The sequence below is a fragment of the Serratia sp. ID 25-353 genome (assembly GCF_054792795.1).
Window position 1 is genome coordinate 900132 of sequence record NZ_CM139236.1, and the last position, 26590, is coordinate 926721.

Here is a 26590-nt window from a genome sequence, read left to right on the forward strand (position 1 = left end):
CCCTTTGGGCAGGGAGGCCCGCGTTCATCCCTCGGCGGCGCTTCGATCTTGATCATCGTAGCGTGAGCGGGCCGCCCTGAAGGCATCGGCGGAGGCGATAATCCACGACCAGAGTGGCAGCATGTTGAGCAGCATCTCTTCCCCCGCGTCGGTGATGGTGTAAACCACGCGGGGCAGCTTTTCCTGATAATCGCAGCGCGATATCAACCCGTCACGCTCGAGATGGCGCAGCGTCCGCGTCAGCATTCTCTGCGTCACGCCCGCTAATTGGCGGCCTATCTCGCCGTGGCGCAGCGGCCCGTGGGTGCCCAGGATATGCAATACCCCCAGCGACCAACGGTTGCCCGCATGTGCGAGGATCTCACGCTTCAACCCTTCATCGTCGTTGCTCAATTCTTCACAGAACGCCTGCGAAAATTGCAGCAGCGCTTCCCGATCGTTCGTCATATTCCTCTCCGGTATCACGCGTGTACCTAATTGAACCCGTTTTTGTCAGCTGTCAGGATGGCGCAGTGTTAAGACAGGAGGCAAGAATGAAATCCACAAATCCATCCATCAATACCGTGCTGATACTCGGCGCCGGTGAACTGGGGCTGCCGGTATTGCGCGCGATGAGCCGGCAGGCCCGGTTACACCACGCTTTAAACATCAGCGTGCTGCTGCGGCCGGAGGCCGCCCGCGCCGTCACCGGCCCGCATCGCGCGCGGCGGGATGCGCTGGCGCGGCTCAGCATCGCCGTGGTGGAAGGCGACCTGCAGCAAAACAGCGTGGATGAGCTGAGCGCGCTGCTGCGTGGCTTTGACGCGGTGATCAACTGCAGCGGCTTTGTCGGCGGGGCGGGCACGCAGATAAAGATCACCCAGGCCGTTTTGCAGGCGGGTGTGGCGCGCTACTTCCCGTGGCAGTTCGGCGTGGACTACGATGTTGTCGGCAAAGGCAGCGGGCAACAGGTGTGGGATGAACAGCTCGAGGTGCGCCACCTGCTGCGTGCGCAGAAGGCGACGGCGTGGGTGATTGTTTCCACGGGCATTTTCACCAGCTACCTGTTTGACTCGGGTTTTGGCGTGGTGGACGCGGCCACCAAAACGGTGCGCGCGCTGGGCGACTGGCGCTACGCGGTGACGCTGACCACCCCCGAGGACATTGGCCGGCTGACGGCCGCGATTTTTTTCCATCGGCCCGCGTTTCGCAACCAGGTGGTCTATATCGCCGGGGACACGCTGACCTACCGCGAGCTTGCCGATGTCATGCAGGCGCACTGGGCCGTTGAGGTCAACAGAGTCCTGTTGGACAACGAGCGGCTGCAGGAGGAGGTGCGGAACCATCCGCGTGACGTCGGCGCCAAATACCGGCTGGCTTTCGCCCGGCCCGACGGCGTGGCCTGGGATAAGGCGAAAACCTTCAATGCGCGCCAGGGCATAGCCACCACCACCGCCGAGCAGTGGCTGGCGCAGCAATGCCCGACCTCTCAGGACGGTTAGTCGCCTGAGCGCCGGACTCAGAAATGGCGCTGCATCCAGCGCACGTTCAGCCGCACCAGGGCGACGATGGCGCTGGAGAGCAGCCGCAGCCCGGCGGGCATGTCGCGGCGGCGGATGTCCAGCAGCAGCACGGTGCGCACCTGCGCGCTGTCGTTCCACACCTCGTGTTCGAAGGTATCGTCCCACAGCATGAACTCCCCCTCGTGCAGCCGGTATTCGCGGCCGTCCACTTTCAGCACCGCCGCCGGCACCCCGTCGGCGCGTTTAGGCATGTCCAACACCAGATAGCCGCGCAGAATGCCGCGGAACGGCCCGCGGTGGGGCGGCACCTGTTTGCCGGGCGCCAGGAAGGAGAGCGAGGCGGACAGCACGTCCGGCGACGAGGCGATCAGCGCCGCCAGCGTAGGGCAGCGCGCCAGGTTGCGGGCGATCGGCTGGCCGTAGGCCTTCATGATGAACATGCGCCAGTCGCGCGCGTCGTTGGCGGAGATCGATTCCTGCTGGATCATGATCTCGTGAAAACGGGGAATATTGTGCAGATCGTGGGCGACGGTCAGCGCCTCTTCGCGGATCTGCCGCCATTGGGCGGTGAAACGCTCGGCGTCGGGGAACAGCGCGGCGCTGTCGAGCACCGGCTTGCCCTGAATGCGGCGATCGTAAACATTGCGCAATGCGAGCACGGACCAATCATAAATCGCGGACATAATGACCTCGCCTCAGAAAACGCCAAATGGACACTGCGCGCGGTTCTTCGGCGCGGCGCGTCGTCTGCGGCGGCCGGGGGGGAAGAGCGGCAGGAAAAATTGGTACGCTTCAAGAGATTAGCACAGCATTTGTGCAACCGTGTGTCTGCGAATGTGTCGAAATGCGGCGAAAAAAACCACACAATTAAAGTGTGACGCGTATCGCATTTAGCGGGCCGGTTGGTTAAAATATCGCGACTTGCCCGCACCTGTCCGGATTTTGTTTACCATGGAACACGCTGCCGTTTCGCGCTCAACCGCCTGGTTGCGCGTGGTTATCCTCGCCGTCTCGGCCTTTATCTTCAACACCACCGAATTTATTCCGGTTGGTCTGCTGAGCGACATTGCTGCCAGCTTCTCGATGCAAACCGAACAGGTCGGCCTGATCATCACCATCTACGCCTGGATCGTCGCCGCCGCCTCATTGGCGTGCATGCTGCTGACCAGCAAAATCGAGCGCCGCAAGCTGCTGATCGGCGTGTTCATGCTGTTTATCGCCAGCCACGTGCTGACCGCCGTGGCCTGGAACTTCACCACGCTGGTCATTTCGCGCGCCGGCGTGGCGCTGGCGCACTCGGTGTTCTGGTCGATCACCGCCTCGCTGGCGATCCGCGTGGCGCCGCCGGGCAAGAAAGCCCAGGCGCTGAGCCTGCTGGCGGGCGGCACCGCGCTGGCGATGGTGCTCGGGCTGCCGCTCGGGCGGGTGGTGGGGCAACTGCTCGGCTGGCGCATGACCTTTATCGGCATCGCGGTGTGCGCCACCCTGGCGCTGGTGTTGCTGTGGCGCCTGCTGCCGGTGCTGAAAAGCGAGCACTCCGGTTCGCTGGCCAGCGTGCCGCTGCTGTTCAAACGCCCGGCGCTGCTGGCGCTGTATATGCTGACCGTCATCGTGGTGACGGCGCACTTCACCGCTTATAGCTACATCGAGCCGTTTATCCAGACCGTGGCCGGGCTGTCGGAGAACTTCACCACGCTGATGCTGCTGCTGTTCGGCGCCGCCGGCATCGTCGGCAGCCTGCTGTTCAGCCGTTACAGCGAGCGTTTTCCTTCCGGCTTCTTTATCGGCGCCATCGCGCTGCTGACGTTGAGCCTGCTGCTGCTGCTGCCGGCCGCCGGCAGCGAAAGCCACCTGACGGTGCTGTGCATCTTCTGGGGCATGGCGATCATGGCCATCGGCCTGTCGATGCAGGCCAAAGTGCTGAGCCTGGCGCCGGACGCCACCGACGTGGCGATGGCGATCTTCTCCGGCCTGTACAACTTCGGCATCGGCAGCGGCGCGCTGCTGGGCAACCAGGTGAGCCTGCATCTGGGCATGGGCAACATCGGTTTCGTCGCCGCGCCGCTGGCGCTGATCGCCCTCGGTTGGTGCCTGCTGAGCGTCTACCGCAGCGAACGGCTGCAGCAGCACCCCAGCCGTTAAGCCGCCGATTCGGGATGCCGCTGCGGCATCCCGCGTTGCATTTTCCTGCTATAAAACAGGCTGCTGCAGCGTTTTATGCTTAACTTTTTTTCATAGTCTGCTAATTAAAAATTTAACTCCGACGCCGCTTCGCTAGCATAGAAAGTCATCAAAAATGTTAATGCGAGGTTAACGGTGAGTGACTCTGTAGCGGCGTCGCCGATCCATGCGCGGGATTTGGCGGCCAGAATCGACGCCTTGCCCGCGTCGGCCGGTCTGTGGCGCTTTATCATTCTGCTGTCGCTGGGCGGCTTTTTCGAACTCTACGATCTGTTCCAGACCGGCTATATCAGCACCGGCCTTATCGCCGACGGCATTTTCCACACCGGCGCACAGGGCGTCTTCGGCGTGTCGGACCAGGCGGCCTTCGCCTCCGCCACCTTTCTTGGCCTGTTCGGCGGCGCCAGCCTGCTGAGCCCGTACGCCGATCGCTTCGGCCGCCGCGCCACCTTCATGTTCGCCCTGATCTGGTATGGCGTCTTCTCGCTGCTGCTGGCGTTTCAACAGCAGGCGGAATGGGTGATCTTTCTGCGCTTTCTGGTGGGCGTCGGGCTCGGCATTGAGCTGGTGACCATCGATACTTACCTGACGGAGTGGGTGCCCGCGCATCTGCGCACCCGGGCTTTCGCCTTCGCGTTCTTCGTGCAGTTCCTGTCGGTGCCGGCGGTGGCGCTGATGTCCTGGTGGTTGGTGCCGCAGACGATTTGGGGCCTGAGCGGTTGGCGCTACGTGGTGATCGCCGGCGCGCTGGCCTCGCTGGTGATCTGGCTGGTGCGCAAGGGGCTACCGGAGTCGCCGCGCTGGCTGGTGCAGCAGCGGCGCTATGCGCAGGCCCGGCAGGTGATGCGGGATATGGAGCGGCGCTGCGGCGTGGCGGCCGCGGACTTCCCGTCGCGCCCGGTGGATGATGCCGAGGGGGCGCCGCCGCGCGGCCGCTTTCGCGATATCTGGGCGCCGCAGTACCGCGATCGCACGCTGATGCTGGTGGTGATGAACTTCTTTCAGGCCATCGGCTTCTTCGGCTTCGGCAACTGGCTGCCGGCGCTGCTGTCGGGCAAGGGCGCTTCGGTCACCCACAGCCTGCTGTACGCTTTCTTCATCACGCTGGCCTACCCGCTGGGCTCGCTGCTGTGCAGCTTCTACGCCGACAAGATGGAGAACAAGTGGCAGATCGTGTTGTCTTGCCTGGTGACGGTGATCTTCGGTTCGCTGTTCGCGCTGCAGAACAACCCGCTGTGGCTGATCCTGTGCGGCTTCTTCATCACCTGGTCCAACGCCTGGCTGACCTACAGCTACCACTCGTATCAATCCGAGATTTTCCCGACCCACATCCGCGCCCGCGCCGTCGGTTTCTGCTACTCCTTCAGCCGGCTGTCGACGGTGTTCAGCAGCATCATCATCGGCATTATCTTGCAGTACGGCGGCTCGCTGGGGGTGATCGCGTTTATCGTCGCCAGCATGCTGATCGTGATGCTGGTGATTGGGCTGTTCGGCCCGAAAACGCGCGGCATCGATCTGGAAAACATCTGACGTTTAACGCCGGCGGCGACGCCGGCCTCTTCAGCAAAAAAACTCGCGATCATGCGAAAATTATTCCGTTATCACTGCCTTTGCGCCTGCCGTACTGTTACCCGGTACAAAATCCAATTCAATACCGAGCGGGGAACACGTCATGAGCATCCTCACCGCGCCCGATGGCGCGCGCATTTTCTATAAGGATTGGGGCCGCGGCCAGCCGATCCTGTTCTCCCACGGTTGGCCGCTGTCCGCCGACGCCTGGGACAACCAGCTGCTGTTTTTCGGCCAGAGCGGATTCCGGGTGATCGCCCACGATCGCCGCGGCCACGGCCGTTCGGATCAGACCTGGCACGGCAACGATATCAACCAATACGCCGACGATCTGGCTCTGCTGATTGAAACGCTGGATCTGCGCGATCTGATCCTGGTCGGCCATGCCATCGGCGGCGGCGAAGTGGCGCGCTACATCGGCCGCCACGGCAGCGATCGGGTGGCGAAGGTGGTGCTGGTGGGCGCCGTGCCGCCGCTGATGCTGCAAACGCCGGCTAACCCGGAAGGCGCACCCATGGCGGCCTTCGACGGCATTCGCAGCGGCGTGGCGGGCAACCGCTCGCAGTTCTTCAAAGATCTGGCGGTGCCGTTCTACGGCTTCCACTGCGACGAGGTGGAGAGCAATGCGGGGCTGATCGACCACTTCTGGCTGATGGCCATGCAGGGTGGCGTGAAAGGGCAGTACGACGGCGTGAGCGCGTTCTCCGAAGTGGATTACACCGCCGATCTGCTGGCGATCGACAGACCGACGCTGCTGGTGCACGGCGACGCCGATCAGATCGTGCCGATCGGCGCCTCGGCGCTGAAAGCCGCTAAGCTTATGCAACAGGCGGAGCTGAACGTTTACGCCGGCGGCGCTCACGGCTTGGCGCAGGTCGATCCCGATCGCTTCAACGCCGATCTGCTGGCCTTTATCCAGAATTCGCCGTTTTAAGGGGGCGCGATGAACCTGACTGCTATCGCCGCCCGCTGCGCGCAGCGGCTGCATGCGTCCGCGGTGCGCTGGCTGCATGCACCCGCGGTGCGCTGGCTGCTGCTGCTCGCGATTTGCGCCGCCTACATCCAGGGCGGGTTGGTCAAGGCGCTGAACGTCGAAGGCGCGGTTGCCGAGATGACCCACTTCGGTTTGCAGCCGGCGGCGCTGTTCGCCGCGCTGGTGACGCTGCTGGAACTGGCGGCGTCGGCGCTGATCCTGAGCGGCTTTTATCGCTGGCTCGGCGCGTTGGCGCTGGCCGGTTTTACCCTGATGGCGACGCTGATGGCCAATCCGTTCTGGCAGTTCGACGGGGCGGAACGCGGCCAGATGATGAATGGATTTTTTGAACACCTTGGGCTGGCCGGCGCGCTGTTGCTGGTGGCATTTAACGATTTGAAGGAGCGAACGGATGGCTGAACAGACGGAAAACAAGGCGGCGGCGGGCGGCTTCGCGCCGCTGAAAATCCCATTATTTGCGGTGCTGTGGGGCGCCACGGTGCTCGGCAACGTCGGTAGCTTTATGCGCGACGTCGCCAGCTCGTGGCTGATCACCGATCTGTCGAGCAACCCCTCGGCGGTGGCGCTGATGCAGACCGCCGCCACGCTGCCGGTATTCCTGCTGGCGATCCCGGCCGGGGTATTGTCGGACATCCTCGATCGGCGGCGCTTTCTGATCTTCGTGCAAATTCTGCTGGCCTGCGTCAGCGGCAGCCTGTTACTGCTGTCGCAAACCGGCGCGTTGACGGTGGAATACCTGCTGGCGCTGACCTTCGTCGGCGGCATCGGCGCGGCGCTGATGGGGCCGACCTGGCAGGCGATCGTGCCGGAGCTGGTGCCGCGCACCGAGCTGAAAAACGCCGTGGCGCTGAACTCGCTCGGCATCAACATCGCCCGCTCCATCGGCCCGGCGGCCGGCGGCCTGCTGCTGGCCAGCTTCGGCGCCGGCGCGGCTTACGGCGCGGACGTGATGAGCTATGTGCTGGTGATCGCGGCGCTGCTGTGGTGGAAGCGGCCGAAGGTTGAGGACAGCGGCCTGTCGGAACATTTCTTCGGTGCCTTCCGCGCCGGCCTGCGCTATGCCCGTTCCAGCCGCGAGCTGCACGTGGTGCTGCTGCGGGCGGCGGTGTTCTTCGCTTTCTCCAGCTCGGTCTGGGCGCTGCTGCCGCTGGTGGCGCGCCGCATGCTGGGCGGCAGCGCCGGTTTTTACGGCGTTTTGCTGGGGGCGGTAGGCGCCGGGGCGATCCTCGGCGCGATCGCGCTGCCGCGCCTGCGTCAGCGGCTGAATGCCGACGGGCTGGTGTTGCTGGCGGCGGTGCTGACCGCCGTGGTGATGGCGGCTCTGTCGCTGGCGCCGCCGCAGTGGTTGGCGGTGGTGCTGTTGTTGGTGCTGGGCGCCGGCTGGATTATCGCGCTGACCACGCTCAACGGCGCGGCGCAGGGCGTGCTGCCCAACTGGGTGCGCGGCCGCGGCCTGGCCATCTACCTGATGGTGTTCAACGGCGCGATGGCGGCGGGCAGCCTGCTGTGGGGGCTGGTGGCGCAGGAGCTGGGCGTGGCCGCCACGCTGCTGGTCGGCGGTGTCGGCCTGCTGGCGGCGGGGCTGCTGTTCCACCGCCTGCGTCTGCCGACCGGCGAAGCCGATCTGCAGCCGTCGAACCATTGGCCGGAGCCGTTGGTCAACACGCCGGTCGAGAACGATCGCGGCCCGGTAATGATTCAGGTGGAGTACCGCATCCGCGAACAGGATCGGCCGCAGTTCTTGCGCACGCTGTTGATGCTGGAGCACGCGCGTCGCCGCGATGGCGCTTACGCCTGGGGCATCACCGAGCACACCGGCGATCCGGAATGCATCATGGAGTGGTTCCTGGTGGAGTCCTGGGCAGAGCACCTGCGCCAGCACCAGCGGGTGTCGCACGCCGACGCCGATCTGCAGCAGGAGGCGCTGCGCTTCCATATCGGGCCGGAGAAACCGGTGGTGCATCACTTCCTGTCGCTGGACAGGCGGCAGGTGAAGCACTAACTGCACGGCTCACCGGCCAGAAGGTGCTATGCTTTTGGTCGGTTCGGCGGCGCGGCCGCCGTAAGACGAATGTAGTCAGCACAGGGAGACACATTGATGACGGCACCTTCTGCTTTTGCCCGCGAACTTGGGCTGCGCTATCCGATCGTTCAGGGGCCGATGAACGGCGCGTCGCCGCCGGCGTTGGCGGTGGCGGTGAGCAATGCCGGGGCGCTGGGCTCGTGCGCGGCGGCGCTGTTTTCACCGGCGGTGATCCTCGAACGGGTGCAGCAGATCCGCGCGCAGACCGCCGCGCCGTTCAACATCAATCTGTTTCTGCTCGATGAGCAGCATCCGGATCTCGCCGAGCTCAAGCGCGCCCAGCACCTGTTGCGGCCGTTCCGCGAAGCGCTGGGGCTGAGCGAGCCGCCGATTCCCACTCAATTCGCCGAAAACAACCGTGACCAGATCGCGGCCTTGCTGGAGGCGGCGCCGCCGGTGGCCAGTTTCACCTTCGGCGTGCTGCCGCGCGCCACGGTCACGCAGTTCAAGAAGGCCGGCTCGCGGGTGATCGGCACCGCTACCACGGTGGCGGAAGCCCGCGCCTGGGAAGAGGCGGGCGCCGACTTCGTTTGCGTCTCGGGCTCGGAGGCGGGCGGCCACCGCCCGACCTTCCTCGGCGACATCGAACAATCCTGCGTCGGCCTGATGGCCCTGCTGCCGCAGGTAGTGGCGGCGGTGAAGATCCCGGTGATCGCCGCGGGCGGCATCATGAACGGGCGCGGCATCGCGGCGGCGCGCTTGCTGGGCGCGCAGGCGGCGCAGCTGGGCACCGCGTTCCTGTGCTGCCCGGAGTCGGGCATCGCCGAAGCCTGGCGGGCGGCGCTGAGCAACGCCGGTGATGACAGCACGCGCCTGACGCGCGCCTTCAGCGGCCGCCCGGCGCGCGGCATCGTCAATGATTTCATGCGCCAGATGCGCGCGGAAGAGGCGCAGATCCCGCCTTATCCGGTGCAGAATGCGCTCACCGGCGATATTCGCCAGGCGGCGGCCAAGGCCGGTCGCGGAGAGTTTATGTCGCTGTGGGCCGGGCAGGGCGTGGGCCTGGCGCGGCCGATGCCGGCGGCGGAGCTGGTCGCCACCCTGGCGGCGGAGCTGGAAGCGGTGTGAGCTCGTCTGCGCGATTTACTGCTTTGGCGATGTGGGAACCGCGCAAAAAACGCCAGCGGCAGGCCTGAAAAGAGATGAACAGTCCGGCGTTCGCGCCGGACTGCGAGTTTGCCTTGGCTAGACGAGAATATCGGCGGAAGCGTCGACCTGCCCAACGATTTTAACCAGAAAATCAGGCTGGTTATGACCGGAGAGATTGATCGCCAGATCGGTCACATTCTGCTGCGAATCATAATTCAGCGCCGCTTCATACAGCGAGCCGCTTAAGCTATCGACGAAGTGCAACTCGCCCCCCTCGGCTTTAACCGTCTGGTTGATCCACGACAGATCGATTTTATCCACTGCTGTCTGGAAATCGCGGATCCAGTCCGGTGCGGCGGCTTGGCTGTCGCCGGCTGCACTGAAGACGAAGGTGTCGGCGCCTGCATTGCCCCAGAGCTGATCGGCGCCGCCGGCACCGTAAATGATATCGTTGCCTGCGCCGCCTTTGAGCGTATTGTTCAGTGCGTTGCCCACTAAGATATCGGCGCCGCTGCCGCCGATGATGTTTTCAATCTGCGCGCCGTAGGCGACGGCGATATTCGCCTTCAATCCGCCCACATCTGAGAATGCGCCTTCGTTAATGTTGATGCGCTGATCCTGGCTGTAGCCTGAAAAATCCAGCGTGTCGTTGCCGCCGGCATCCCAGATAGCCGCCACGATTTTGTCCGTGGACGCCTTAACGCTCAAAAAGTCTCTGTCGGTATTCGAGTTGAAACCATAGGTGGTATCGCCGGTGCGCGTGGTGGTATTCGCGCCGTACAGTTTCTGTATGGCGGTAATATCATCCAGCTGCGGCCCCGATGGCCAAACGCCTTTATAGTCGGCACCGGTGTTTTGTTCACTAAAATAGCTCATCAAAGAATATTGATGGTCGTCCTCATAATATTTCGCCGAGTTGGTGTAGGTGGGGTAAGTCGCGTTGGAAGCATCGTAGTTCCCTGGGTGCGAGAGCCCCAGCGCATGCCCTATTTCGTGGGTCAGCGTATCCCTGGCATAGTTATTGGTTTGTGGGTTAGAGGCGTCGTAGCCATTGTTACCGCTGATCCAAATGGTGCTTTTGAGATCGTTTTGCGTACTTTCATAAGAGGTGTAATTGCCCCCGCTGGCCGCTTTATAAAAACCAAATTTTATATCTGCATTTTTCGCGTCGTTGCCTGTGACTTCGGTAAACGTGACGTTGGCGACGTCTGACCAGGACTGCAATGAAAGCTTGGTTTGGGCCTGTTGGGCGGCGTTAAGCTGTGCGGATCCTGGCTTATCGCTGTCGGTATACACGGGGAAAGAGTAGGTTAATGCTGCCGCATGGTCGGTCACGCCTTTGCCATTGGCGGAATAATGGCTCCTCAGCAACAGATCTGAAACCTCCTCTGTGGCGTATGACGGTTTGCTGCTCCCTGCGTGATCGCCTCTTTCATAATCGGTTAAATAATCTGAGATTTTATCGGTCGCTAATGACATATCAAACTCCTTTGGACGTTGACAATATTGCACCTAACGCTCTATATGCTCGTACACAGGTTTGAAAATAGGGGGTAATTAGTGGGTTATCATTAGATTGCCTCCTTGGTCTGGCTTGAATATCGCACTCAAGCGGGATATGTCCTTATCATTAATCACGGTGAGGAATTAATGGCACGCAATGGTTGGCTGAAAGCAGTATAGGCATAATTATTTTATTAATGAGTTATTCTTATATGAATCTTTTACATAAGATATGCGTAAAAGGCGTGCTTAAATAACCAGGTGGAATTAAACCTTTATTTAATATTACTCTGTAATTGGCTCGCGAAGTTTAGGTGGCTGATTTATCTTTTTGCTTTTCATTAGTTTTTATCTGTGAATGGCGGCGAGTGGCCGCCATTGCCGCAATGTATAGAGGTGGCTACTCGCCGGCGAACGTCATTATTGAGTTCGGGATTATTAAGGGCACCCGCGTACACCGATTAACTTGCCTGATACTTAAAAACGGTAGGTGCCCTGCGCCAGCACGAAATTCATGTTTTTCAGCCCGGCATGCTGCTGCAGGCTGTGGCCGACGTCGAAGTAGACATAGGCCACCTTGAACTGAAGATCGCTTCTCGGCGTCCAGGTGGTTTCGACCTGGTACTGATTGCCGATAAAGCGCGAGCCCTGCGTACTGCCTTTCACCGAGCGCATCGGCCCGAGGTAGAAGGCATCCTCGCGGCGTTGCCGCCATAACGCGTCCCAACTGAAATCGATGGACAGGGTTTGCCACGGCGTAATCGTGACCGAAGGATGGATGGCGATCAGGTTAGCCGGCGCCACCAGCCCGTTCTCGGTCAGGTAGGGCAGCTTGGGGTACATGGCGTTGAAGGTGTTGAGCTGCCCATCGTGACCGTTTTTATCGCCGCTGGCGATGCCAATCTTGCCGCCAAAGCGCGGCTGCCAGCGCCAGTCGCTCACCGTATACCCGGCGTGCGCCGACGCCGACCAGGCGCGGATGTCGCGCTGTTCTGCGCTGCCGAACTGCCAGGCGGCCTCGTTGTCCCAGTCGAATCCCTGCGCTGCGCCGAAAATGCGCGCGCCGACGGTATAGCGCCGCTCTTGCCCGCTGAGCTGCGCGTAGTGGGCATCGCTATCCTCAAAGCCGAAGGTGTAGAGATCGAGCGAGGAAGCCAGCGCGGCCAGCGGCGTGGTGCCGTACAGCCCCCACACCTTTTGGCTGTTGTCGGTATCGTCGTCGAAACTGCCGGTTTTGAGGGTGACGGGGTGGCCGATAAAGGCGTCGAGGCGGTTTTTATCCTTGGCCCAGCTGGCGCGGACGGCGTCGAAAGCGCGGCGCACGTTGGGGCCGTCGCGGGTGCCCATCAGGTGCAGCGAACCCAGCGCAATCTCCTGGCGGCCGACCCGCAGGGTGCCGAGGCCGTAGGCGGTGGGCAGTTTTAAGTCCATATAGCCCTGGCCAAGATAGGCATGATCTTCGTCGGTCGGCTTGCGCCCGCGATCGCGCGGCGTGGCCAGTGACGATCCCAACTGAACATAGGCGCCAAAGTTGTCGCCGTAGTCGAGGCGCGCGCCAATCAGCAGGCGCTGCATGAAGGTATCGTCGCGTCCGCCGCTCAGATCCCGTTGATCCGTCCATTCATAGCGCTCGCGCAGTGAACCGTCGAAAGACAGGGTGGCCGCATCGCCCAACGGGATGTTTTTCCAGGGGGACGCGGCGGGCTCCGCCGCCAGAGTGGGGAGCGTGGAGAACAGCAACAGTGCGGGAAGCGTGCGTTTCATCATGGATATCCGAAGAAAAAAGCGCGCCGCAGCGCGCCTTGGGTTTATTTAGCCGTCTGGTGAATTTCGGCGATGTAGCCGCCGGGAAAACGCACCAGCGCCGAGGCGCGCCGCTCCGCCGCCGTCGAGCGCCACAGTACCTGCGCGCCGCTGGCCGTCGCTTTGGCCAGCGTGGCCGGCAGATCGTCGACGCCATAGCCGGTGCGCTCATGGCCGAACGGATAAGGCAGATGCCCGTCGGTGACGAAAATGCGCGTTTTGCCGAAGTGGGAGTCCAGCGCGATCTGGCGGATCTTGCCGTTGTCGCTGCGGCCGATCGCCGTATCGCTGACCTGTTCGTCGCTCACGACCTTGCCGTGCGAGAACGCCTGGTAGCTTTTCAGGAAATCGTCGACGCGATAGGCGGAGAGATACAGGCGGTTTTCCGGCACGCTCAGCAGCGGCTTGTAGTTGGGCGCCTTGGTGTGCCAATAGAGCTGCATGTTGACGCCGCCGGGCCACTGGATCACCGCGTCGCGGCCGATCGGATCGTCGAACGGCGCAACCTGCACATCGGCGCCGGCGGCCCTGGCCTGGCGGATGGCGGCGTCCATATCCCTGACCAGGAAACCGTTGCGCTCGGTGCCGAACGGGTGCGGGATCGGCGTTTTGAAATCGAACACCGAGAAGCTGCCGGCCGGCGTCAGTATCAGCTGGGAGTAAGTTTCGCTCGGCGTGGGCGTGACGTTGACCAGCACGCGTTCGGTGCGGGTGCCGCCGAAGGTTTTCAGGATGCTGTCGACAAAGGCATCCATCTTGCCGCGTTCGACGTAGACGTGGGTGGTGTCATATTGCGGCCCCACGGCGAGAGACGCCGTATCGGCCGCCCAGGACATCGCCGGGAGCAGCAGCGCAAGGGCCGATATCCTCAGCCGACGAGAAGAAATACCGATAATATGTTGCATGATGACCTCCAGGTCGCGGTTATTTTCCTGAGTAAAGTGTGATTCCCTATGACCTTTCCCGTCGGTTGAAAAATAAAAAAGAAAAGCGCAGCGCGCGGGGTGAAGCATTAAATAAGGGCGAGCGTCTGGCGCCCAGGAAAATATCACCCAGGTGCAGAACCTCTTTTTTTATTGGCATAAAAACGGTGAGCGCCTTTGGCGGCCGCGCCCGCAGCCGCTAAGGGGCGGCGATGAGAATAAGGCCCGCCTTGGCGCATGTTGAGGCGAATCGATAATAATCCATAACGGTCTTCTCCTGGATAGGATATATCGCATTAGCCAGCTGAGTTTACGGTCTTCATTGCCGTCTAAATATAAATACAGCATTAAAAGAATTACTGCCCATCAAATTTTTATATGACTTGTTGAGTAAATACGAATAAGCGGGTAAAGAGAATATCGCGGCGCCAGCCATAGCTCGCCGAAGCAGGCCGTTGAGGGGGCTTACGCCAGGTTTGGGCGATCGTCGTAAGGGTTATTGATGTTCTTAGCGGGAAGGAACAGCGCGAAGATCAGCATTACATAGGGTGTGAAGCAGAACCATGTCAGGCACCAACCACCGGAGTAACCCGCATCATGCAAACGGCGCACATTGGCCGCTAGCATAGGCAGCAAAAACGCCGCAAGTGCGAAAATGGAAATCTCATTCATCTTGCTGGCGATAACGGCGAGATAAAGCAGAAACCAAACGTGCTGGCACAAAAGCAGCATTGAGTAAGGCCCACGGCTTTCGCGGCCTGAGTAAGTGAAGGTCTTTTTGTAACTGCTGAAGAGCGGGTGAGCGCTGTCCGATGTCTTTATCATGCCATCTCCTTGGCTGCGGTTAGCCAACGTTAGCACGAGATTGCGATAAAGATATGCATCAATGATTAAAAAGCCCGCCGACTTACCGTGGCGGGCTTTGTGCTGTCGCTTAGTTAGGCCAGATCGAAACGATCGAGGTTCATCACTTTGTTCCAGGCGGCGACGAAGTCGTGGACGAACTTCTCCTGCGCGTCGGCGCTGCCGTAGACTTCGGCCAGCGCGCGCAGCTGCGCGTGCGAACCGAACACCAGATCGACGCGGGTGCCGGTCCACTTGACCGCGCCGCTGCGGCGATCGCGCCCTTCGAACAGGCCGTCTTCACCGACCGGGTGCCAGGTGGTGCCCATGTCGAGCAGGTTGACGAAGAAGTCGTTGGTCAGCGCCTGCGGCCGCTGGGTGAACACGCCGTGCTGCGTGCCGCCGACGTTGGCGCCGAGCACCCGCAGCCCGCCGACCAGCACCGTCATTTCCGGCGCGGTCAGGGTCAGCAGCTGCGCCTTGTCGACCAGCAGCGTTTCGGCCGGCACGCGGTATTTGCCCTTCAGGAAGTTGCGGAATCCGTCGGCGAGCGGCTCCATCGCCTCGAAAGAGTCCACGTCGGTCTGTTCCTGCGAAGCGTCCATCCGGCCCGGCGCGAACGGCACCGTCAGGGTCAAGCCGGCGTGCTTCGCCGCCTGTTCCACGCCCGCGGCGCCGGCCAGCACGATCAGATCCGCCAGCGAGACGCGCTTGCCGCCGGTCTGCGCATCGTTGAAGGTGCGTTGGATGCTCTCCAGCTTGGCCAGCGTCGCGGCGAGCTGCTCAGGCTGGTTGACCGCCCAGTCTTTTTGCGGTGCCAGGCGAATGCGCGCACCGTTGGCACCGCCGCGTTTGTCGGAACCGCGGAAGCTCGAAGCGGAAGCCCAGGCGGTGGAGACCAGCGCCGACACCGGCAGGCCGGAAGCCAGCACGGCGTTTTTCAGCGCGGCGATGTCCTGCTCGTCGATCAGCGGATGATCGACCGCCGGGATCGGATCCTGCCAAATCAGCTCTTCCTGCGGCACTTCCGGGCCGAGGTAGCGCGCACGTGGCCCCATATCGCGGTGGGTCAGCTTGAACCAGGCGCGGGCGAAGGCGTCGGCCAGCTCTTCCGGGTGCTCATAGAAGCGGCGAGAAATCTTCTCGTAGGCCGGATCGAAGCGCAGCGACAGGTCGGTGGTCAGCATGGTCGGGCGGCGTTTTTTGTTCGGATCGAAGGCGTCGGGAATGGTTTCACCGATGTCTTTCGCTATCCACTGATGCGCGCCGGCCGGGCTTTGGCTCAGCTCCCATTCGTATTCGAACAGGTGGCGGAAGAAGTCGTGGTTCCACTGGGTCGGGGTGGTGGTCCAGGTGACTTCCAGGCCGCTGGTGATGGCGTCTTTGCCGACGCCGGTGCCGAAGGTGCTGTGCCAGCCGAGGCCCTGCGATTCCAGCCCGGCCGCTTCCGGATCGGCGCCGACGTTAGACGCCGGGCCGGCGCCGTGGGTCTTGCCGAAGGTATGGCCGCCGGCGATCAGCGCCACGGTTTCTTCGTCGTTCATCGCCATGCGGGCGAAGGTTTCACGGATGTCGCGCGCGGCGGCCACCGGATCGGGGTTGCCGTCCGGGCCTTCCGGGTTGACGTAGATCAGGCCCATCTGCACCGCCGCCAGCGGGTCTTCCAGGTCACGGTCGCCCGAGTAACGGCTGTTTGGCCCGCCGCTCAGTTCCAGCCAGATCTTCTCCGAACCCCAGTAGACGTCGTCCGGCTCCCAGGTGTCGGCGCGGCCGCCGGCGTAGCCGAAGGTTTTGAAGCCCATCGATTCCAGCGCCACGTTGCCGGTCAGGATAATCAGGTCGGCCCAGGAGATGTTGCGGCCGTATTTCTGTTTGATTGGCCACAGCAGGCGGCGCGCCTTGTCGAGGCTGACATTGTCAGGCCAGCTGTTGAGCGGGGCGAAGCGCTGCTGGCCTTCGCCCGCGCCGCCGCGGCCGTCGCCGATGCGGTAGGTGCCGGCGCTGTGCCAGGCCATGCGGATGAACAGGCCGCCGTAGTGGCCGAAGTCCGCCGGCCACCATGCTTGCGAGTCGGTCATCAGGGCGTGCAGATCCTGTTTGACCGCCGCCAGGTCGAGGCTGTTGAAGGCATCGGCGTAGTTGAAGTCTTTATCCATCGGATCGGACAGGGGGGAGTGCTGATGCAGCGGTTTCAGGCTGAGCTGATTAGGCCACCAATCCTGATTGGTGGGGCCGTCTTGCGGTGCGGGCTGCTTGCCGCCCGAAAACGGGCATTTGCTTTCAGTTGTCATGATGCGCTCTCTGCTTCCGTAAAGGTGCTCCAGCCGCCGGGCGTGGAGCGGTTAACAAGGCATGCGGGTCAGGCTTGCGTCGGGTGTTGCGCTAAATGACTGAACTCAATGAAATCACATCGCCTTGGCCGCTAACGGGCACAGGGCGACTCATGGCTAAGCTTAGTCAGCGGCGGCGGAGAGATAAAATAGGAATGATTGAATACTGTGATAGCTTGCGGCGATTCATGGCTGTGTTATCGATAGTCAGCACGCCGCATTATCGGCGCCGCAGCATCACCTTGAGCACCGCGTCCGCCAGCTTGCCGAACGGTGCGCGCAGCAGATCGGTGAAGTGCCAGCGGCTTTGGATGAAGACGCCCTTGGCGTGGCTCAGCGCCCGGAATCCTTCGATGCCGTGATAGGCCCCCATGCCGCTGGGGCCGATGCCGCCGAACGGCAGATCGTCCTGGGCAAAATGCAGCAGGGTGGCGTTGACGCTGACGTTGCCGGAGGTGGTGCGCGCCAGCAGCCTGTCCTGCAGGGGGCCGCCTGGGCCAAAGTAGTACAGCGCCAGCGGGCGCGGCCCGGCGTTGATAACGTCGATCGCTTCATCAAAGGCGGCGTAGGTGCGTATCGGCAGCAGCGGCCCGAAGATCTCCTCTTGCATGATTCGGCTGTCGTCGGGGGCGCTGACGATCAGCGTGGGGGCGAGGGTTTTCGGCCGTTCCGCCGCCGAGTCCGGGCGGTGGCCCACCGGAACGATCCGCGCGCCCCGCGCCTGGGCGTCGGTGAGCAGATCCTGCAAACGGTGGTAGTGCCTGTCGTTGATGATGGCGCCGTAGTCATGGCTCGTCGGCCCGTCGGGGTAAAACGCTTTGACCGCCGCGTCGTAGAGCGCGATAAAGTTTTCCACATCGTCCTGATGGATCAACAGGTAATCGGGTGCGATGCAGGTTTGGCCCGCGTTCGACAGCTTGCCGAACGCCAGGCTGTTAACGGTTCTGGCGGTGAGCGCGCCGGGCGCCACGACGGCGGGGCTTTTGCCGCCCAGCTCGAGCGTCAAGGGCACCAGATTTTTACCGGCCGCCTGCATGATCTGGCGGCCGATCGCCGTGCTGCCGGTGAACACCAGGTGATCGAACGCCAGCGTGCTGAACCCGGCCCCGACGTCCGGCCCGCCGGTCACCACCGCGACCTCATCGGCGGGAAACAGCGCCGCCAGCATCGTTTCGATGAGTTGGCTGGTGCGCGGCGTGAGCTCCGAAGGTTTCAGCATCACGCGGTTGCCGGCGGCCAGGGCGGTGGCCAGCGGGATGAAGGTCAACGAAAACGGGTAGTTCCACGGCGCCATGACGCCAATCACGCCTTTAGGTTGGTATTGCACATAGGCGCGCCCGGCCTGGTACGGCAGGGCGACGTGGCGGCGTTCCGGCTGCATAAAGCGCTTCAGGTGGCGCAGCAGATAATCGATCGCCTGCACGGTGACCAGGATCTCCAGGATGTCGGTTTCGTAAGGCGAGCGGTGGCCGAAGTCTGCGCTGACGGCCGCCGTCAGCGCGCCGCGCTCGGCCAAAATGGCGCTCCGCAGGCGGCGCAGGGCGGTTTTGCGCTGAGCGATCGTCGGTGCGCCGTCGCGCAGGAAGGCATGACGTTGGGCGGCAAGCCGTTGCTCCAGCGTCATGAGGATGTCATCTCCCTGCACTTGAATTCTCCTGATGCCGAGTGAAAGCGGGAATGCGGTTTGCCTAACCCGGTTTGACCTTAAAGTGAGCTTTAAACCTATACTCGTTAAACGATCAACGCAAGATCGTCGGCCAACCGGGATGAGGGAGCCAGAGATCCCGGCGCCGCGCGCAGTATATACCTTCTTTTTTAACCATAGTGTAAATGGGAGAAACGACATGGGTTACGTAACGACCAGCGATGGCGTCGAGATTTTCTATAAGGATTGGGGCCCCAAAAACGGCAAGGTTATCTACTTCCACCACGGCTGGCCGTTGTCCAGCGATGACTGGGATGCCCAGATGCTGTTCTTCGTGAACAAAGGATTCCGGGTCGTCGCGCACGATCGCCGCGGCCACGGCCGCTCCAGCCAGGTGTCGGAAGGGCACGACATGGACCACTACGCCGATGACGTCGCCGCGGTGGTAAAACACCTGGGCGTGCAGGGCGCGATGCACGTGGGCCACTCGACGGGCGGCGGCGAGGTGGTGCGCTATATCGTGCGCCACGGCGAGGACAAGGTGTCCAAAGCGGTGCTGATCAGCGCGGTGCCGCCGCTGATGGTAAAAACCGACGCCAATCCGCAGGGTACCCCCAAAGCGGTGTTCGATGATTTCCAGGCGCAGCTGGCCGCCAACCGGGCGCAGTTCTATTACGACGTGCCGGCCGGCCCGTTCTACGGCTATAACCGCCCGGGCGCCAAACCGTCTGAGGCGATCATCTGGAACTGGTGGCGCCAGGGCATGATGGGCGGCGCCAAGGCGCACTACGACGGCATCGTCGCCTTCTCGCAGACCGATTTCACCGAGGATCTCAAGAAGATCGCCATTCCGGTGCTGGTGATCCACGGCGACGACGACCAGGTGGTGCCTTATCAGGACTCCGGCGTGCTGTCGGCCAAGCTGGTGCAAAACGGCACGCTCCATACCTATAAGGGCGCGCCGCACGGCATCCCGACCACCCATGCCGATCAGGTCAACGCCGATCTGCTGGCGTTCGTGAACAGTTAAAGACTCAACGCTCGCGAGCCTCGCCCCTTACCGGGCGGGGCTTTTTATTGGCTGCGGGCGAGCGGATCACCAATGATAGCTGATGCCCATATCGAGCTTGTCTGACGCATCGACGCCGGGCGCGTGCTGCGAAAGGTTATTGAATTCATAGTTAATGAACACCTGCATATTGCTGTTGAGCAACCAGGTGACCCCCAACTCCTCATAGTTCAATAAGTCCGTGTTCCGGCCTGCCCGGGCCTGTATCAAGCGGGTATAGCCGATGTTGGGTTGGATATGGTCCGTCAGCCGATATTTGGCGAGCGCTTCGTAACTTGACGCCGAACCGCGGTTAACGGTTTGTTGCGGGCTGATGGCGTTGTCGCTTTGGGTGAACACGGCTGCAAGATAGATTTTTTTCGACGCATAGAGAACCCCTTCGGCCAGCGTGTCGATGCGCCGGCGATAACCGGCGGCGTGTTGCTGCCGCTGCGTGGTTTGAGACGCCGAGGCGGCGGCGATGAGGCTGAGCGTCGGCGTCAGCGCATAACGGAACGAGGCGCCGAATCCGTTGCCGTTTTGTTTGCCCGGTGCTTGCCGTTCGTCGCCGTCTTTGAACTGGTATTGCAGCGCGATGGCGGCGCGCCGCTGAAACAGGCTGAAAGGTTGGCGGTAAGTGAGCAGGTTATGCGCCCGGCCGCGCATAAAGTTGTCGATGTAGTTGTAGGCCATCTCTCTAAACAGCGGAGAGCGATCGGTCAGGGCGGTCACATCATAAAGCACGCCCCAGTTGCGGCCGATATCGAGGCTGCCCAGGGCGGCGTTTTGCACGCCGATATAGGCGAGCCGGGTGCTGTTGCGCGTCGCGTCGGCGATGCTGACGGTATATTCCCAGTGGGCGTAGGCCCGCCAGCGCGGCGCGATCTTTTTTTTACCTATCAGGCCGAAATAGAGGTAGCTGCGGTCGCCGTCGTCGCGTTCGTTGTGGCCGCTGTAGCGTCTGGCGATAATCGTGCCGTAGAAATTCAGGCTGTTTTGCTGCGATCCCGTCAACGACACGGCGAAGGCGCCGCGCGGTAACAAGGCCAGCAGGGGGAAAAGCATGCCCGCCGAAAAATAACGAGGATTGCGTTTTATCATGATGGCACCGTCCCTGTGCGCGGCAAGCCCGTGAGCTTGCCGCCCCGGCGAAGCTTAAGCGTGCGTTTCGCGTTTAAAGTAGCTGACGATCCCCTGAGCGATCGCCGTGGCAATTTTATTTCGGAAGGCGGGAGTGCCGAGCAGCTTTTCTTCCTCAGGGTTGGTGATGAAAGAGGTTTCCACCAAGACGGAAGGAATATACGGGGACTTTAAGACCACGAAGGCCGCCTGTTCGGTATTTTTGGCATGCAAATGATGGATGGGCGCAATATGTTGAATCAGGTGTGAGCCCAGCGCCAGGCTTTCTTTGATCGTTTCCGTCTGCTCTAAATCAAACAGTATCTTCTGCAAATAGCGGTCTTTCTTGATGACGTTAGGGCCGGCGAGATCGTCCGCCGCGTTTTCACTGTTCGATAAGTATTTTGCCATCGCGCTGCTGGCACCTTTATTGGAAAGCGCAAAAACCGAAGCGCCGCAGGCGCTGGGGCAGGTAAAACCGTCGGCGTGGATGGACATGAAAAGATCCGCGCCATGCCGGTGCGCGATCTCCACCCGATCGTAAAGCGGGATAAAAACGTCGCTGTCGCGCGTCAGGCGGGCATCGATGCCGTGTCGATCGAGCTGTGCACGCACATTTCTGGCGATCTCCAGAACGACATGTTTTTCCAGCGAACCGGTGTGGCCAATGGCACCGGAGTCGATGCCACCATGACCGGGATCCAACATGACCAGGAATCTTTTTCGCGCCCCGTGAGGTGTGGGGCGCGGCAAACCGTGGGCGTGAGCCAGCGGGGAAATGGCGCCGTTCAGCGCCAAGGTTGCCAGCCCTGCCAACATCATTCTGCGGCGAGATAACCGGGTGTTCAAAAGGTCCGTCTTAGCCATAAGGGTAACCAGCATAAAAGGGAAGGGTGTTATTGTTATAACATAACAAATTTACGCGCCGGCGAGGTTGTCTGTTAGCGGCTGTTACTTTTAATGTCATTCCTTAAATCAACTGGTTTTTTATACTGCATTTATTTTGTTTATTGAATGTTCGTATTGATATTTATTTGTTTTGTATTTGTTAATTCTTATTTTGACACACTATTTAATCCAATATTTCAAATGAGATTTATTCTCCTCTTTAATTGATATGTTATAACGTAATTACTAAAACGGATAAAAAACGGGGTCTTTGCCGCCGGCATGAAGCCACTCACGTTTTTGGAGCGTTAACATGACTTTTAAACACCAGGAAAAAGAGACATTAAATATATTCGCCGTTCTCGCCGTCTCGTTAAGCACGGTCATCGCCATGCTCGACAGTACCATCGCCAACGTGGCGCTGCCGGTGATCGCCAAAGATTTCGGCGTTTCCGAATCGGCCTCCATCATGATTATTAATGCCTACCAGTTTGCCGTCGTTGCCTCTTTGATGCCCTTCGCGGCGCTGGGCCGCGCGGTGGGCAATAAAAAGATCTTTATAGCCGGGGTGGTGCTGTTCGCTTTTTCATCCTTGGGCTGCGCGCTGTCCACGACGCTGTCGATGCTGACGGCATTCAGGGTAATACAGGGCTTCGGCGCGGCGGCGGTGCTCAGCGTCAATGCGGCGCTGATCAAGGAGATATACCCGGAAAGGCTGCTGGGGCGCGGCCTGGGCATAAACGTGATGGTGGTGTCGGTTTCCGCCGCCGCCGGGCCGTCCATCGCCTCGGCGATACTTTCGCAAACGAGCTGGAACTGGCTGTTTACCATCAATGTTCCCATCGCCTGCCTGTCGCTGCTGCTGAGCCTGATCTTCCTGGCCCCCCGCGAGCGGCGCAGCGTTGGATTCGACAGCGGGGGGGCCCTGTTGGTGTTTGTGCTGTTCATCGCTTTCTCGCTCAGCACCATGAGCATGACCACCCACCATCTGCCGGCGGCGGCGCTGAGCTTTGCGGTATTCGCCGGGCTGGCCGGGTTGCTGTATATCAATCAGAAAAGAAAGGCCAACGCCGCGCTGATCCCGATCGCGATGCTGCATAACCCGACGCTGTCATTGTCTTTGCTGATGTCGATGCTGTCCTACAGCACCCAGCTTTTGGCTTTTGTATCGCTGCCTTTCTATTTCCACAATGTCCTGCAAAGAAACGTGGTGGATATCGGTCTGTTGCTGACCGCCTGGCCGCTGGCCACCATGGCGTCTTCGCTAATTTCCGGCGATTTGGCCAAGAAGTACGATCCCAATCTTGTTGCCCTCTCGGGCCTTGCCTGTCTGCTGGCAGGCATGCTGCTGATGGCCAATCTGCCCAGCGATCCGTCGAATGGGGCGATCGTATGGCGCGTGGCGCTGTGCGGCATCGGTTTTGGCCTTTTTCAATCACCGAACAACCTGCTGATCATGACCTCGGTCTCCCATGAAAACAGCAGCATCGCCAGCGGCCTGTTGGGCAGCTCCCGGCTGATTGGGCAAATCGTCGGTTCGGCGTTAGTGGCGATTTTCTTCAATATGCGGGGCGCGCAAGCGACGAATATCAGTTTAATGGCGGGGGCGGCATTCTCGTTCCTTTCTCTGGTGGTGAGCTATATGCGCTTCAAGTCCGCCGTTACGTTAAAAACCAGCAAATAGAAGCACGAGGTTTCCCATGCGATTTATCCCATTAGTGCCGTTGGTTATCGGGATGGCGGCGTTTTCCCTTGCCGGCTGCACGACCTACCACGACGTGGCGTTGCAACAAAAAGAGACGGGGCTCAATAGCCAATATTACCTGCTGCAGCCGCCGGTCTATGTCGGCGACCAGTTGAAATATGGTCTGAAGGACGGCAGCGGCGGCGAGCTGACGGTGGCGAAGGTTGAACCGAAAGACTTGGTTGCCGACAGCGGAAAAATCATTCCCCTGTCGCAGCTCTCTTTCCTGCAACGCAAAGACCTTTCCACAGGAAAAACCGCCGCGTTGGTCGGCGGCGGCGCGGTCGCCACCACGGCAATCGTGTTTGTGGCCGGGATCACCATCATGGCCGCCGGCATCGCCGCGTCGGCCTAAAGCAGCCCATCGACGCACGCCACCGAGCGTGCGCACAGGAGGCACCATGTGCGTCACAGTGAAATTTATCGCCACCGCTCTGCTGGCAATATTCGCCTTGCCGACGGCGCCTTGCGCCACCGCCGGCCAGCCGGCGGTGGCCGAACCGCCACAAAGCGTGGCGGCGCAAACGCTGCCCGGCAGCTATCCGCGGATCGTCATCACCGGCAACTGCCCCTTCGGCGTGATCCTGGCGAACGAGGCGGCCTACCGGCACGTCGTTGGCGTGGGGCCCTGGGCGTTCATGCATGCCGATAGGCATGTATTGAAGGACATGAAGCCTGACATCGGCAGGATCACCTCCGCCTTCATCAATAAGGACTACCGGGTCAACATGGAATCGTTAATGAATCTCCGGCCCGACATTATTTATTACTACGGCAAAAGCCAGGACGATCGGCTGGAAAGGGCGGGCGTGATGACCGTCGATCTGGATGCCGGCGGGAAGACAAAATACCAGCCGATGGCCACCCAGGTGTATTGGGAGAACACTTTCGCCGACACGCTCGGCCTGCCGCGCACGCACAAATTCAAAGACGCCTGGGAAAAGACCCTGAAGCAGATCCGCCCCTATGCCGCCGCCATCCATGCGCAGCACGTCAGGGCGTTGTATCTCGAAGAAAGTGACGGCAGGCAGCTGAAGGTGAGTGGTCCGCATACCTACGGCGACACCTACCTGAAAATGGCCGGTATGGACAACGTCGCCGGGGATTTGCCGGTGAAAGGGGATGCCGGCAGGTACATCAACGTTTCGATGGAGCAGATCATGGCCTGGGACCCGGATGTGATTTTCGTGGTTTTCGGCAGCGCCAAAGCGCTGCTGCACGGGGGGATCCCCGGTCAGGCCTGGGAAACGCTCAGGGCGGTAAAAAACGGCAAGGTTTTCTCGACGCCGGTGGGCATTCACAACTGGGGGGGCCTGTCGGCGGAAACGTCACTGCTACCGCTGTTTATGATCAACCGCTATGCCCCTGAAGACATTAGCGACAAGACGCTGCGGGAGGAGACGCGCCGCTATTATCAGACGATGTTCTCCTATGCCATCCCGGACCGGTTGCTGGATGAGGTGCTGGCACAGCGCTAGTGCCACGGTTGAATAGCATTCACTTAATGGGGGTAGCTTGGGGATGCCGGGCAGAGGAAAATATGTGGCGATCCTGGTGGGGCTGTTTTTGGCCTTGTGTGTGGCCGCCGTCGCATCACTGTTTGCCGGCCGCTACGCCTTGTCGGCCCATGATGTGGTGCAGATTTTATGGCAGGGGAACATGCCGGGGGAAAACCAGGCCCGCTATTCGGTGATTTTTAACCTGCGTGCGCCGCGGGTGGTGGCGGTGATGCTGGTGGGCGGTGGGTTGGCGGTCGCCGGCGCGACCTTTCAGGCGGTGCTGAAAAACGCGTTGGCCAGCCCGGATGTGCTGGGCACGTCTTCCGCCTCCGCCTTTGGCGCTGCGCTGGGCATTTTATTGAGTTTGCCTTTTGCCCTGAGTGCCATGCTGTCGTTTCTTTTCGGCGTGGTGAGCCTGCTGCTGGTGCTCGGCATCTGCCGTCTGAAACGCCGGCAGGATGCGCTGACGACGATCCTGTCCGGCATGATTATCGCGTCGTTGTTTATCGCGTTTGTCTCGGTCATAAAATATGTCGCCGATCCGCAGGATACCTTGCCGGCGATCGTCTTCTGGCTGATGGGCAGCTTCGCTTCGGTAGCGAAAGCGCAGGTCTATTGGCTAATCCCGCTGTTTGCGGCGTGTTACCTGACAATCTATCGGCTCAGGTGGAAAATGAACATTCTCTCGCTGGGGGACGACGAGGCGCGCATTGCCGGCCTGAATCCGCCCCGGTTGAAGATCCTGCTGCTGATCGCCGCCTCCTTGCTGGTTTCCGCCTCGGTGAGCTTGGCCGGCGTGGTGGGATGGGTCGGCTTGGTGATCCCGCATCTGGTGAGAAGCGTGCTGGGGTATAACCACGGCCGCCTGATCCCGGCCTCGGCGCTGAGCGGGGCGTTGTTTTTGCTGGTGATAGACAATATCGCCAGAGGCGCCACCTACGCAGAAATCCCGATCGGCATTCTGACCGCGCTGATCGGTGCGCCGCTTTTCGCCACGCTTTTTATTATGGGCAATCGATATGATCACCGCTAGCCGGCTATCCTTTGGTTTCAAAGGGCGGGAGCCCATTTTCGACAACGTCAGCTTCGAGCTTAAGCGCGGCGAGATCCTCAGCGTGCTGGGCCCGAACGGCGCCGGCAAAACGACGTTGCTGAGAAATATCGCGGGCCTGTGTCGGCCCAGCGCCGGCTGGTGCGAGATCGGCCGCGTCGATAATCGAGAGGCGCGCCTGGCCTATGTGCCGCAGGCGAAGGCGCCACATTTTTCCTATGGCGTACTCGAGTTTGTCACTTTCGGCTGCGTTCGTCAGGCCGGACTGTTTGCCCGGCCGGGAAAGCGCGATTTCGCCAGGGCGCAGGCGGTGCTGCAATCCCTGGAAATCGGCCCGTTGGCGCAGAAAAGCATCGATCAGATCAGCGGCGGTGAACTGCAGATGTGTTATTTCGCCAAGGCGCTGATGGCAGATCCTGACGTCATGATCCTTGATGAACCGGAGTCGAACCTGGATTTTTACAATCAGGCAAAAATGATCGAGATGCTCTGGCGCCTCGCCAAAGAGCGGCAGATGACGATCGTGCTGAATACGCATTTCCTCAATTACGCCGAACGCATCTCCGACAAGTGTTTACTGATGACAAAACGGCAGTCGTTGTTTGGCGTTAAAAGCGCTGTGCTGCGGGAAGATATCCTGGAGCGCTATTTTCGGGTGCCGGTAAGAAAGTGCCACTATGAACACCAGGGCGCCGGCGAAGAAACCTTTATTATCGCTCTGCGCAATCTCGCCTGAGTTTCGGCTGCAAAGATTGCTTGAGGGATATCCCTCATTG

23 protein-coding genes are annotated in these 26590 nt (G+C 61.0%); 13 read left to right on the plus strand and 10 right to left on the minus strand.

Annotated elements, in window-relative coordinates:
• Nucleotides 1-24: 24 nt before the first annotated feature.
• The gene (locus tag ACYF6X_RS04245; protein WP_107226499.1) at nt 25-447 is read right to left on the minus strand and encodes a winged helix-turn-helix transcriptional regulator; all 423 of its coding nucleotides are present in this window, start codon (nt 445-447) and stop codon (nt 25-27) included.
• An 86-nt stretch (nt 448-533) separates the two neighbouring features.
• On the opposite strand from ACYF6X_RS04245, the gene ACYF6X_RS04250 reads away from it, so the two are divergent.
• Nucleotides 534-1481: an aromatic alcohol reductase gene (locus ACYF6X_RS04250; protein ID WP_130017186.1), complete on the plus strand. Its 948-nt coding sequence runs from the start codon at nt 534-536 to the stop codon at nt 1479-1481.
• 17 nt (nt 1482-1498) lie between these two features.
• Here ACYF6X_RS04250 and ACYF6X_RS04255 read toward each other — a convergent pair whose 3' ends face one another.
• Complete coding sequence (locus tag ACYF6X_RS04255) at nt 1499-2185, minus strand: aspartyl/asparaginyl beta-hydroxylase domain-containing protein (RefSeq protein WP_107226497.1); 687 nt, start codon at nt 2183-2185, stop codon at nt 1499-1501.
• Nucleotides 2186-2453: 268 nt separating this feature from the next.
• Here ACYF6X_RS04255 and ACYF6X_RS04260 point away from each other — a divergent pair, with 268 nt between their 5' ends.
• From ACYF6X_RS04260 to ACYF6X_RS04285, 6 genes are all read left to right on the plus strand, one after another.
• Entirely contained in the window at nt 2454-3644 is a 1191-nt protein-coding gene (locus tag ACYF6X_RS04260) for a sugar transporter (protein WP_130017187.1), read from the plus strand.
• A gap of 174 nt (nt 3645-3818) precedes the next feature.
• Nucleotides 3819-5213, plus strand: a complete 1395-nt coding sequence (locus ACYF6X_RS04265) for an MFS transporter (protein ID WP_207221070.1) — start codon at nt 3819-3821, stop codon at nt 5211-5213.
• A 142-nt stretch (nt 5214-5355) separates the two neighbouring features.
• Nucleotides 5356-6186 carry an alpha/beta fold hydrolase gene (locus ACYF6X_RS04270; protein WP_060420336.1) on the plus strand — a complete coding sequence of 277 codons (831 nt, stop codon included), beginning with the start codon at nt 5356-5358 and terminating at the stop codon, nt 6184-6186.
• 9 nt (nt 6187-6195) lie between these two features.
• Complete coding sequence (locus tag ACYF6X_RS04275; protein WP_130017188.1) at nt 6196-6645, plus strand: DoxX family protein; 450 nt, start codon at nt 6196-6198, stop codon at nt 6643-6645.
• The gene (locus ACYF6X_RS04280) at nt 6638-8248 is read left to right on the plus strand and encodes an MFS transporter (RefSeq protein WP_063989279.1); all 1611 of its coding nucleotides are present in this window, start codon (nt 6638-6640) and stop codon (nt 8246-8248) included. The genes ACYF6X_RS04275 and ACYF6X_RS04280 overlap by 8 nt, the downstream gene beginning before the upstream one ends.
• A gap of 96 nt (nt 8249-8344) precedes the next feature.
• Nucleotides 8345-9397, plus strand: a complete 1053-nt coding sequence (locus ACYF6X_RS04285; RefSeq protein WP_063989280.1) for an NAD(P)H-dependent flavin oxidoreductase — start codon at nt 8345-8347, stop codon at nt 9395-9397.
• A gap of 117 nt (nt 9398-9514) precedes the next feature.
• Here the strand turns inward: ACYF6X_RS04285 and ACYF6X_RS04290 are convergent, their stop codons facing one another.
• From ACYF6X_RS04290 to ACYF6X_RS04315, 6 genes are all read right to left on the minus strand, one after another.
• Nucleotides 9515-10897: a serralysin family metalloprotease gene (locus ACYF6X_RS04290; RefSeq protein WP_063989281.1), complete on the minus strand. Its 1383-nt coding sequence runs from the start codon at nt 10895-10897 to the stop codon at nt 9515-9517.
• A gap of 501 nt (nt 10898-11398) precedes the next feature.
• Complete coding sequence (locus tag ACYF6X_RS04295) at nt 11399-12688, minus strand: alginate export family protein (RefSeq protein WP_107226493.1); 1290 nt, start codon at nt 12686-12688, stop codon at nt 11399-11401.
• Between the two features lie 41 nt (nt 12689-12729).
• Nucleotides 12730-13629, minus strand: a complete 900-nt coding sequence (locus ACYF6X_RS04300) for a VOC family protein (RefSeq protein ID WP_165384356.1) — start codon at nt 13627-13629, stop codon at nt 12730-12732.
• 483 nt (nt 13630-14112) lie between these two features.
• On the minus strand, nt 14113-14472 hold the full coding sequence (locus ACYF6X_RS04305; RefSeq protein ID WP_060420345.1) for a DUF805 domain-containing protein: 360 nt from the start codon (nt 14470-14472) through the stop codon (nt 14113-14115).
• Between the two features lie 113 nt (nt 14473-14585).
• On the minus strand, nt 14586-16781 hold the full coding sequence (gene katG, locus ACYF6X_RS04310) for a catalase/peroxidase HPI (RefSeq protein ID WP_130017189.1): 2196 nt from the start codon (nt 16779-16781) through the stop codon (nt 14586-14588).
• A 259-nt stretch (nt 16782-17040) separates the two neighbouring features.
• On the minus strand, nt 17041-18465 hold the full coding sequence (locus ACYF6X_RS04315) for a coniferyl aldehyde dehydrogenase (protein WP_233221870.1): 1425 nt from the start codon (nt 18463-18465) through the stop codon (nt 17041-17043).
• 199 nt (nt 18466-18664) lie between these two features.
• Between ACYF6X_RS04315 and ACYF6X_RS04320 the strand changes: the two genes are divergently transcribed.
• Nucleotides 18665-19495, plus strand: coding sequence for an alpha/beta fold hydrolase (locus ACYF6X_RS04320; protein ID WP_038877959.1), 831 nt, complete (start codon nt 18665-18667; stop codon nt 19493-19495).
• A gap of 66 nt (nt 19496-19561) precedes the next feature.
• Here ACYF6X_RS04320 and ACYF6X_RS04325 read toward each other — a convergent pair whose 3' ends face one another.
• Both ACYF6X_RS04325 and amiA read right to left on the minus strand, forming a co-directional pair.
• On the minus strand, nt 19562-20614 hold the full coding sequence (locus tag ACYF6X_RS04325) for a porin (protein WP_130017190.1): 1053 nt from the start codon (nt 20612-20614) through the stop codon (nt 19562-19564).
• 54 nt (nt 20615-20668) lie between these two features.
• Entirely contained in the window at nt 20669-21499 is an 831-nt protein-coding gene (gene amiA / locus ACYF6X_RS04330; RefSeq protein WP_107226488.1) for an N-acetylmuramoyl-L-alanine amidase AmiA, read from the minus strand.
• 334 nt (nt 21500-21833) lie between these two features.
• Here amiA and ACYF6X_RS04335 point away from each other — a divergent pair, with 334 nt between their 5' ends.
• From ACYF6X_RS04335 to ACYF6X_RS04355, 5 genes are read left to right on the plus strand one after another with little or no spacing between them, the layout of a single operon-like run.
• Complete coding sequence (locus tag ACYF6X_RS04335; protein ID WP_130017191.1) at nt 21834-23204, plus strand: MFS transporter; 1371 nt, start codon at nt 21834-21836, stop codon at nt 23202-23204.
• A gap of 16 nt (nt 23205-23220) precedes the next feature.
• Nucleotides 23221-23619, plus strand: a complete 399-nt coding sequence (locus tag ACYF6X_RS04340) for a hypothetical protein (RefSeq protein WP_223182167.1) — start codon at nt 23221-23223, stop codon at nt 23617-23619.
• A gap of 46 nt (nt 23620-23665) precedes the next feature.
• Nucleotides 23666-24742, plus strand: a complete 1077-nt coding sequence (locus ACYF6X_RS04345) for an ABC transporter substrate-binding protein (protein WP_242512502.1) — start codon at nt 23666-23668, stop codon at nt 24740-24742.
• Between the two features lie 43 nt (nt 24743-24785).
• The gene (locus ACYF6X_RS04350; protein WP_130017192.1) at nt 24786-25796 is read left to right on the plus strand and encodes a FecCD family ABC transporter permease; all 1011 of its coding nucleotides are present in this window, start codon (nt 24786-24788) and stop codon (nt 25794-25796) included.
• Nucleotides 25783-26550: an ABC transporter ATP-binding protein gene (locus tag ACYF6X_RS04355; RefSeq protein WP_063989291.1), complete on the plus strand. Its 768-nt coding sequence runs from the start codon at nt 25783-25785 to the stop codon at nt 26548-26550. Before ACYF6X_RS04350 ends, ACYF6X_RS04355 begins: the two co-directional genes overlap by 14 nt.
• Nucleotides 26551-26590: the final 40 nt, after the last annotated feature.